The organism is Mumia sp. (genome assembly GCF_028803055.1).
GTDB lineage: Bacteria > Actinomycetota > Actinomycetes > Propionibacteriales > Nocardioidaceae > Mumia.
On sequence record NZ_JARBCJ010000199.1, the window covers coordinates 1 to 5752 of the forward strand.

The following is a 5752-nucleotide window of genomic DNA, read 5'->3' on the forward strand; positions in this document are numbered from 1 at the left end:
CGACGAGCAGCGGCCCGAGCCGTACGCCGCCGCGCTCGCCGCGGTCAAGCGCGCCCTCGACCCGGCGGGGATCCTCAACCCCGGCGTCCTCCTGTGAGGACCGGGCCGGCCCTCAGCGCCGCGTCCACGCGAGGAGCTCGTCGAGAGGCCACGTGTCGACGACGCGTTCGGCGGTGATGCCTGCCGCCTCGGCACGCATGCAGGCGAGCCCCTGCCAGGAGAGCTGACCAGGCGCGTGCGCGTCGGTGTCGATCGAGAAGAGGCACCGGCGCTCGACCGCGACGTCGAGCAGCCGCGACGGCGGGTCACGGCGTTCGGGTCTGCTGTTGATCTCGAGCGCGGTGTCGAACTGCTTGCACGCCTCGAACACGATCTCGGGGTTGAAAGCCGACTCCGCCCGTGTGCCCCGCGATCCCTCCACCAGCCTCCCTGTGACGTGGCCGAGGACGTCGGTGTGGGGATTCGCGACCGCGGCCACCATGCGCCGGGTCATCGTGTCGGCATCGTCCTTCAACCGCGAGTGCACGCTCGCGACGACGACGTCGAGGCGCTCCAGCAGCTCAGGCTCCTGGTCGAGGCTCCCGTCGTCGAGGATGTCGACCTCGATGCCGGTGAGGACCCGGAACGGCGACAGCTCCTCGTTGAGCCGCTCCACGACGTCCAGCTGCTCACGGAGCCGCTCAGGAGAGAGCCCGCGGGCCACCGTGAGCCGGGGCGAGTGGTCGGTCAGCGCGCAGTAGTCGTGGCCGAGCCGGACCGCGGTCCGCATCATCTCCTCGATCGACGCTCCGCCGTCGGACCAGGTGGAGTGCGTGTGGAGGTCGCCGCGCAGGGCCGCACGCAGGGCGGTGTCGTCACCAGGGACCGGCTCGTCCTCCTCCCGCAGCCGCGCGAGGGTGTCGGGCACCCGGCCGGCCGAGGCCTGCGCGATCACCGCCGCGGTCTTGGCTCCGACGCCGCTCAGCTCCGACCACGAGTCCCGCTCGGCCAGCTGTGCCCGACGGTCCTCGTCGAGGGCGTCGTAGACGTCCGCGGCCTTGCGGTAGGCCATGGGCCGCCGCGGCTCGGAGCGAGAGCGCTCCAGCAGGTAGGCGATCTCACGCAGGGCAGCAGAAGGCCCGGTGTCGGTGAGATTCATCCCCGGCACCGGGCCGTCGCTCGCGACGCGGCGGTCGTACGACCGCGGTCAGACCCGCATCTGGTAGGTGAGGCAGTCGGCCTTGTCCTTGCCGGGCCCGACCCGGATGGCGTCGGCGGTGCACTCGAGCTCTGCGTTGTGAACACAGTCCGTACGGTGGCACGCTCCGACGCGCGCCACCACCTTGGAGAGGCCTCCGCTCGGTCCGATGTCGAGGAACGTGCCGCACAGCGGGTCGTCCACCGTGCCGGAGATCGTGATCGCGCCGGCGTGGCACTCGTGCTCGTGGTTGTAGGAGCAGCCTGCCGCTGCGCACCCGTTGACCGCGGGAAGATCCGTGACGCTCATGCCGTGCCCCCTGCTCGATGGCCAGTGCCTCAGGCTAGAACGGGGTCCCCGCCGTAAGGCAAGACTCAGCGGCCGTCACCTTAGGCGAGGCTTCCCCCGGAGAACGACCCCTGGACACGACACTGGGTCCGGTGCCGTCCCTCCCGGACACCGGACCCAGTGGTCTTGCGGGCACCGGCGCGTACGTGGGCGTGACGCGCGCGGTGCCCGGCTCGAGGCGCTCAGAACTGAATCGGACCAGCCTGCAGCGTCATCTTGTTGCCGCTGCCCGAGAGCAGCGAGGTGAGGAGCAGGTCGCGACCGCTGGTCGGACCGATCTTGTAGCCGCAGCCCTGGAACTTCGGGATCGTGTACTCACCCTCGAGCTGCACCGGCTCGGTGAGCGAGAAGGGCGTCGTCGAGCGGAGCGTCGTGGTGATCTCACCCGTGCCACAGCCGCTGCGGACGATGTTGAGGAACGGCAGGAGGTCGGAGGAGACCCGCGGGACAGCCAGCCGGAACGAGAGGTCGACGCTGACCACGCCGTCTTCACCGACGGTGGCCGCCGTCGGGCTGGTCTGGACCAGCTTCACGGTGGAGGTCGTGTCACCGAGCCCGGGGATGCCGAGGAGGCGGATGTGGGCCTCGATCGGGGGAATGTTGACGTCTCCGACGACCGTGATCGGCGGGCCGAAGTTGAAGTCACCGTCGAGCGAGGCACCCTCGGGGATCTGCAGGGTGGCGTTCTGCTTGGCCACGGTGGCCGTGCCCGTGATCGGCAGCGTGACGGGCTGTGCGTTGGCGGGCGCGGTCGTGGCAACGAGGCTGCCGAGGACCAGGGCCCCGACGGCGGCGAGGCCACCGAGCTGCTTGCGGATGGACATGGGTCTCCCTCCCATTGGACGGCACGCTCGCGGGGTCGCCCTCGGGGGTCGGGCCGTCTGTGTCGTAGATCACGCAGACTACTGAGAGGTAACGTCGACTGCAACCCTGGGTTACAGACGTGACGGCACCCTCAGGTTGTGTGAAGCGGAGCCTCAGCCGACGAGGCGGGTGCGCAGGCCGTCCACGACCCGCGCGGCGGCCCCGGCGTCGTACAGCCAGCCCGCCGTCCCACCGGGATGGGCGTCCCAGACGTCGAGCACGGCGTCGATGGCGTCCTGCGGGATCGCGAGGTAGGAGGAGGGGGCACGTCGCGACGGATCGATCTGCGGTGCGATCCGGAGCCGCTGCAGCACCGCGTCCATCGCTGCGCCGGTCGCCAGGTAGTCCTTCACCACCGCGTCGCGCGAGACACCCGCCGTACGCAGCAGCATGGCCACGGCCACCCCCGTACGGTCCTTGCCCGCCGCGCAGTGCAGGAGCGTCGCGCCGTCGTGGTCGGCGACCAGCGTCGCGACCTGCACCAGCTCGGCGCGGGCCACCTCCAGCATGCCGAGGTACAGCGCCTCCAACCCGCCGGTGGCCATCCGCGCCACGACCTGCGGGCTCGCCGACTGAGGGCCGTCGGGACGCAGAGCCTCGAGCAGCGAGATCTGACGCACGGTGGCACCGGTGGGGGCGAGAGGGTGCTCGGGGCCGGACTCCGCCGACGAGCGCAGGTCGAGGACCAGGCTCGGCGGCCACGGCAGCCCTCCAGGGTCACGGTCGTCGATGCTCGGCATGGCCGAGCGCAGCAGGACACCGTGCACCGTCGTGGCGCCGTCCTCGGTCGGCAGCCCACCGAGGTCGCGGAGGTTGGGCGTGGTCGTCGCCTCAGACATCCGCCACCTCGGGGAGCACCTGCTCGCCGAGCAGCGCGAGGTGGTCGAGGTCTGCGAGGTCGAGCACCTGCAGGTAGATCCGCTGCGACCCCTCGCCGGCGAAGGTCGCGATCCGGTCGACCACCTCCTGCGGCGTCCCGCAGAGTCCGTTGGTGCGCAGGTCGTCCACGTCGCGCCCGATGGCTTCCGCCCGACGTCGGATCTCCGCCTCGTCGCGACCGCAGCACACCACGAGCGCGCTCGAGTAGGTGAGGTCGTCGGGGTCGCGGCCGATCTCCTCGCACGCGGCACGCACGCGGTCGTACTTGGCCCGGTGCTCCTCCGGCAGGGTGAACGGGAGGTTGAACTCGTCGGCGTAGCGAGCCGCGAGCGCCGGGGTCCGGCGGCGTCCGTGCCCGCCGATGACGACCGGGGGACGCGGCGTCTGGGTCGGCTTCGGCAGCGCCGGGGAGTCGGTCAGCGTGTAGTGCTCTCCCGCGAAGGAGAACCGCTTGCCCGTCGGGGTCTCCCACAGCCCGGTGAGGATCGCGAGCTGCTCCTCGAACCGATCGAAGCGTTCGCCCGTCGACGGGAAGGGGATGCCGTACGCCTCGTGCTCCTCGGCGAACCAGCCCGCGCCGAGCCCGATCTCGACCCGGCCCCCGCTCATCTGGTCGACCTGCGCGACCTGGATCGCAAGCACGCCGGGGTGCCGGAACGTGGCCGACGTCATCAGCGTGCCGAGGCGGATGGTCGACGTGTCGCGGGCGAGACCGGCGAGCGTCGTCCAGGCGTCGGTCGGCCCCGGGAGCCCGTCACCTCCTCCCATCACCAGGTAGTGGTCGGATCGGAAGAAGGCCCCGAACCCCTGCTCCTCGGTGGCCAGCGCGACCGCCAGCAGGTCGTCGTACGTGGCGCCCTGCTGTGGCTCGGTGAAGATTCGCAGCTCCATACACCCACTCTGCCATCCACGGCGAACGCCCGGTGCCGGGCCGATCCACAGGCCCACCTCGCAGGACTGTTGCGTCGCGCCCTTTGTGCCCTAGTGTGTAGCGAGCCGTCCTGGAACGTATCCAGTTCGGCCTGTGACAACCCCCCGGACCGACCCCTCGCTGCTTACCCCCGCGGCGTGACGGGTCGAGGAAGAAGTCAAACCACCGTGCGCGCTGCAAAGAAGCTCGTCGCGGCGGCGGGACTGGTGCTGCTGCCTGCGCTCCTGATCTCCGCCCCCGCCCACGCCACTGTCTCCACCACCTATGGTCACACCTCGGTCTGCAAGGACCTGGACACCGGCAAGCTCGAACCCACGGGCGACAAGAAGTACGTGAAGATCACGGCGCCCGAGGGCAAGCTCATCTCCGGCTACTGCGTGAAGACCGACTCCAAGCGCGGCGTCGAGTACGTCAAGGTCAACCCGCCGGCCGAGAGCGTGAAGATCAGCCACGCGTGCAAGGACGTGGTCCACTACTCGGTCACGTACGTGCCGGCTGGCAAGCCGACCCCCTCGCCCTCACCGTCGCCGTCGGCGACCCCCCCGCCGTCTGAGACTCCGACGACCGAGCCGACGACCGAGCCGACCCCGACCCAGCCGACCACGGAGCCGACCGAGACGGAGCCGACCAGCCCCGCCACGGAGCCGACGACCGAGCCGACCGAGACGGAGCCGACCAGCCCCGCCACGGAGACCTCTCCGACGCCGTCGGAGGATGTCGCCCCGGCGACCGAGACCGCTCCCGGTGACGATGACGACAGCGACAACGGTGTCGCAGGCGATGACGAGACCGCCCCGACTGCTGTCGACGCCGGTCTGACGAGCAGCACCACGCCGGGGTCCACCACCTGGATGGCCACCGTCGCGGGCCTCGGAGGCGCCGTCCTCCTCGCCGCCGCGGCCTACCTGATGCGGATGCGCAAGCGCGGTGACCACCGAGCCTGATCTCGTCACCGTCCGCCGCGAGGCGCGTGCCCGTCGCCGGGCACGCGCCCGCGTGCGGATGGCGGTCGCCGTCGTTGCAGGCGCCGCGGGCCTCCTCTGCACCTGGGTGGCCTTCGGCGCCTCTGCGTCGTTCAACGACGAGGACGGCTCCGGCACACCGACCGCGGCCGCTCCGGTCGCCTCCGAGAGCGCTGAGGCCATCCTTGCCGAGACGCCCGCCCGCAAGCTGCCCGCCGGACGCGCCGCCAAACCGGTCCTCGTGCGGGTGCCCGCACTGGAGGTTGTCGCCCCGGTCGCGCCGATGAGCGCCGTCGACGGAGTGCTGACCCCTCCCGCCGACGCCTCGATGGTCGGCTGGTGGGACGACGGCGCACGACCGGGAGCCTCCAAGGGCACGGTCGTGGTCGCCGGACACACGGTCCACACAGGCGGAGGCGCTTTCGACGACCTCGGCCAGCTCGAGCCCGGCACGAAGGTCGCCGTCAGGACCAAGCGCGGAGTCGTCCGCTACGTCGTCCGCCGGGTGGAGACCTACGACAAGGCGACCCTCGCCGAGAAGTCCGCACGACTCTTCCGACAGAAGGGCCGCCCGCGTCTCCTCCTCATCAC

At 71.2% G+C, this 5752-nt stretch carries 8 protein-coding genes; 3 read left to right on the top strand and 5 right to left on the bottom strand.

What is annotated here, in order from left to right; genetic code table 11:
• Nucleotides 1-97 (top strand): FAD-linked oxidase C-terminal domain-containing protein (locus tag PV363_RS15195; RefSeq protein WP_301022764.1); only part of this gene is annotated, 97 nt, incomplete at its 5' end.
• 15 nt (nucleotides 98-112) lie between these two features.
• Here the strand turns inward: PV363_RS15195 and PV363_RS15200 are convergent.
• The 5 genes from PV363_RS15200 to PV363_RS15220 all read right to left on the bottom strand — a co-directional run bounded on the left by PV363_RS15200 (nucleotide 113) and on the right by PV363_RS15220 (nucleotide 4159).
• Entirely contained in the window at nucleotides 113-1138 is a 1026-nt protein-coding gene (locus PV363_RS15200; RefSeq protein ID WP_301022762.1) for a PHP domain-containing protein, read from the bottom strand.
• A gap of 48 nt (nucleotides 1139-1186) precedes the next feature.
• On the bottom strand, nucleotides 1187-1486 hold the full coding sequence (locus PV363_RS15205) for a DUF1540 domain-containing protein (RefSeq protein WP_220343777.1): 300 nt from the start codon (nucleotides 1484-1486) through the stop codon (nucleotides 1187-1189).
• A gap of 221 nt (nucleotides 1487-1707) precedes the next feature.
• Complete coding sequence (locus PV363_RS15210; RefSeq protein ID WP_220343776.1) at nucleotides 1708-2349, bottom strand: hypothetical protein; 642 nt, start codon at nucleotides 2347-2349, stop codon at nucleotides 1708-1710.
• Nucleotides 2350-2502: 153 nt separating this feature from the next.
• A complete protein-coding gene (locus PV363_RS15215) occupies nucleotides 2503-3228 on the bottom strand; it encodes a tyrosine-protein phosphatase (protein WP_220346330.1) in 726 nt (241 codons plus the stop codon).
• The gene (locus PV363_RS15220; protein WP_220346329.1) at nucleotides 3221-4159 is read right to left on the bottom strand and encodes an LLM class F420-dependent oxidoreductase; all 939 of its coding nucleotides are present in this window, start codon (nucleotides 4157-4159) and stop codon (nucleotides 3221-3223) included. The genes PV363_RS15215 and PV363_RS15220 overlap by 8 nt, the downstream gene beginning before the upstream one ends.
• 207 nt (nucleotides 4160-4366) lie before the next feature.
• On the opposite strand from PV363_RS15220, the gene PV363_RS15225 reads away from it, so the two are divergent.
• Both PV363_RS15225 and PV363_RS15230 read left to right on the top strand, forming a co-directional pair.
• Nucleotides 4367-5143 (top strand): hypothetical protein, encoded by a 777-nt coding sequence (locus PV363_RS15225; RefSeq protein WP_220346328.1) that lies wholly within the window; start codon nucleotides 4367-4369, stop codon nucleotides 5141-5143.
• Nucleotides 5127-5752, top strand: a 626-nt coding sequence (locus PV363_RS15230) for a class F sortase (protein ID WP_301022763.1), incomplete at its 3' end; no start/stop codon positions are given. The genes PV363_RS15225 and PV363_RS15230, both read left to right, overlap by 17 nt.

Excerpts from the sequence above, each read along its gene's own strand:
- PV363_RS15200 (WP_301022762.1), bottom strand. The coding sequence starts at position 1,138 with ATGAATCTCACCGACACCGGGCCTTCTGCTGCCCTGCGTGAGATCGCC.
- PV363_RS15205 (WP_220343777.1), bottom strand. The coding sequence starts at position 1,486 with ATGAGCGTCACGGATCTTCCCGCGGTCAACGGGTGCGCAGCGGCAGGC.
- PV363_RS15210 (WP_220343776.1), bottom strand. The coding sequence starts at position 2,349 with ATGTCCATCCGCAAGCAGCTCGGTGGCCTCGCCGCCGTCGGGGCCCTG.
- PV363_RS15215 (WP_220346330.1), bottom strand. The coding sequence starts at position 3,228 with ATGTCTGAGGCGACGACCACGCCCAACCTCCGCGACCTCGGTGGGCTG.
- PV363_RS15220 (WP_220346329.1), bottom strand. The coding sequence starts at position 4,159 with ATGGAGCTGCGAATCTTCACCGAGCCACAGCAGGGCGCCACGTACGAC.